A 2,760-nucleotide genomic window follows, 5' to 3' on the forward strand; every position below is an offset into this window, starting at 1 on the left:
AACAGCCTCCCGGCTGACCCCGACCCCCGAGACCCCAGCGGAGTGCCCCACGGTCACGCCGCCCACGATCATGCCCCAACGGGATTTCCGAATACGTACGCGGGGGCCACCCCTGTCGGGGCGCACCGATGCCCTTCCCACCCGGTCCGTACCCCGCTGCTCATGGTCCTGCTTCTGCTCGGGCTCCTGCTCGGACTGCTGCCCCTTGCGGCCTGCGGAAAGCGGGATGGMAACGACGGATCATCCCCCGCAATCAGTGCCGGCGGACCCGATGAGCGAGGTGCATCGTTACCACCGGGAACCCGCGGGGAAATTCTGTCCAGTCAGGTGGTCGCGCCGGCCCCGACCGGCATCCGGGCGTGGCGGGTGATGTACCGATCCCACGCGACGTCGGGCGTCGACATTCCGGTGTCCGGGATAATCCTGGCCCCGGAGGAGAACGTTCCGGTTCCGCCGGGCGGCCGAAGAATCGTCGCGTTCGGGCATGGCACCACGGGCCTCAAGGATGCCTGTGCACCGTCGGCGGCACGACCCGCGCTGATCGCCGCCGCCTCGACTTTTCCGCTCGTCCGGGCCGGTTATGTCGTGGCCCTCACAGATTATCCGGGGCTGGGGAGTCCCGGCGAACACGCGATCTATGTTGCCGAGCCGGAGGGCAGGGCCGTGCTTGACGCGGCGCGCGCCGCCGCCGCCCTCAAGGCGACCGGTGCCGGTCGCGACGTCGTCCTCTGGGGCTATTCGCAGGGCGGCCAGGCGGTGTTGGCCGCCGGAGCGATTGCCGCCGCCTACGCACCCGAGCTACGGATCCGGGGAGTCGTCGCAACCGCCCCCCTGGCCGACCTGCCGGCGTCCCTCGCCACCTTGCAGCACAATGCCGACGGGGTCGCCTATGTCCTGCTGGCGATGATCGGGCTGTCCGTCGAGGACCGGACGATCAACCTGGACCGGGTACTCACCCCGACCGGCCGGCGACTGCTGTCGATCGCCCGCGACCGCTGCGCCACCGACCTCATCAGGGCAAGCATCGGTACGTCCGTCAGCACCGCCTTTACCGTCAATCCACTGGATCATCAGCCATTCGCAGCCGGATTCGCCCGGCAGCGAGAGGTGGCCCTGCGGAAGATGGCTCCGACCCTCGTTCTCCAGGGCGACCTCGACCTGGTGATCCGACGCCCGGTGACCGACAGCGTGGTCACCGGGCTGTGCCGGAAGGGCACGACCGTGGACTACCGGCGTTACCCCGACGCGGACCACGGCACCGTCCTCGGCGCATCGATGGCCGAGCTCACCGCCTGGGTCGCGCAGCGCTTCGCCCCGCACCCGCCGCCGGTCACCGACATCTGCGAGATGCGCGCAGCTCGGTTCGGATAACCCGTCCCCGGCTAAACGGGCCCGTCCCCGGCTCACGGCAGGGCCCGGCTCACGACAGGGCCTGTGGACAACCGTGCGCCCGAGCACACCCTGCCCATCTATGGGGACCGTCAGGTGGCTGATCCGGTAGCTGATCGGGTAGCTGATGTGGAAAACGTCGCCGCCCGCTGCCCATGGCGACACACCCACCCTGTGGATAAGTCCGCGGGCGCGGTGCAGAGCCCCCTCGGGTCGCACTGCCCCGAGGCGATAAGCGATGAATCCGCTCACCAGCACCCACGACGGTGACCGACGAAACCGCCGTCGTTCTCCCACCCCGGGCTGTGTGGAGCACCGTCGACCGACCGTCCCTCGACCTTCCACTGACCGTCCCCACCGTGCCCATCAACGGCGAAGGGGCAATCCGGCCACCAGCACCAGGCCAGGTGACCGGCAGAACCGTCAACCATCGTCCGGAGACGGGCAGCGTGGGCACGGGCGGCCAAAGCCGATGGACCCTGCCCGAGCTGGTTGATCGTCAGCTCATATCGCTCTTGCCCGGGTGGGGCATCGTCACCTGAGCACGGCCCCGTACCGCCTGGGGATCCCGTACCGCCTGGAGATATCGCCCGCACGCTGCCCATGGGAGGRCAGCCATCGGAGGGCAGCGTGCGGGACCGGTGGAACCCGCGGAATCCGCCGACGCCGTGCTCGGCCAACTCGGCGACTGCGGCGGAGATCACGCGAGTGTCGATCGTCGTATCCCGGGGCCGTCCCCGTCGCGGTCGGTCGAGCTCACCGGTCTTCTCCTCCGCCGTCCGCTCAGGCTAGCGGGAGTTTCCTAGATAAGTTGATCTTTGGAGTCCGTTGAGCTGGCCGGTGGCTGGTTCAGGACGKTCTGACCTGGATCTTTGAGTACTCGCCTGATCGACAGTTCGCCTTCCGGTGTGTATTACCTAAAGCATGTCGTCGTTGGTGGGGAAGAAGGTCGGTGGGAAGACGTACTACTACCTGGTCGAGTCGGCCCGTGTGGACGGCGAGCCCAGGATCGTCTCGCAGCGCTACCTGGGCTCGGCCGAGGATCTCGCGGCGGCGGTCGCGGCCCGGGACGCCGCGTCGCTGCCGGAACGCACCCGCCATCTCGCTTTTGGTGATGTCGCGGCCGTGTGGGAGATGCTGACCCGGCTCGACGTGGTCGGGCTGGTCGACGAGGTGGCCGGGGCACGCCGGTCGGACGCCGGGGCGTCGGTGGGCACCTACCTGGCGCTCGCCGCGCTCAACCGGCTCGTCGACCCGCGTTCGAAGGCCGGTTTCGCCGAGTGGTGGGCGACGACGGCCGCGGACCGGTTCACGAAGATCCCCACCCGGGTGCTGGACCACCGCCGGTTCTGGGACGCGATGCACCTGGTC

General features: G+C 69.1%; 1 protein-coding gene and 1 pseudogene. Both read left to right on the forward strand.

Features of this window, described 5'->3' with window-relative positions:
* The first annotated feature begins 408 nt into the window (after positions 1-408).
* Positions 409-1,371: a lipase family protein gene (locus tag KBI5_RS24395; RefSeq protein ID WP_241883173.1), complete on the forward strand. Its 963-nt coding sequence runs from the start codon at positions 409-411 to the stop codon at positions 1,369-1,371.
* A 942-nt stretch (positions 1,372-2,313) separates the two neighbouring features.
* Positions 2,314-2,760, forward strand: a pseudogene (locus KBI5_RS24405) (transposase); the annotation flags it as partial.

It is taken from the genome of Frankia sp. KB5, assembly GCF_002099325.1.
Taxonomy (GTDB): domain Bacteria; phylum Actinomycetota; class Actinomycetes; order Frankiales; family Frankiaceae; genus Frankia; species Frankia casuarinae.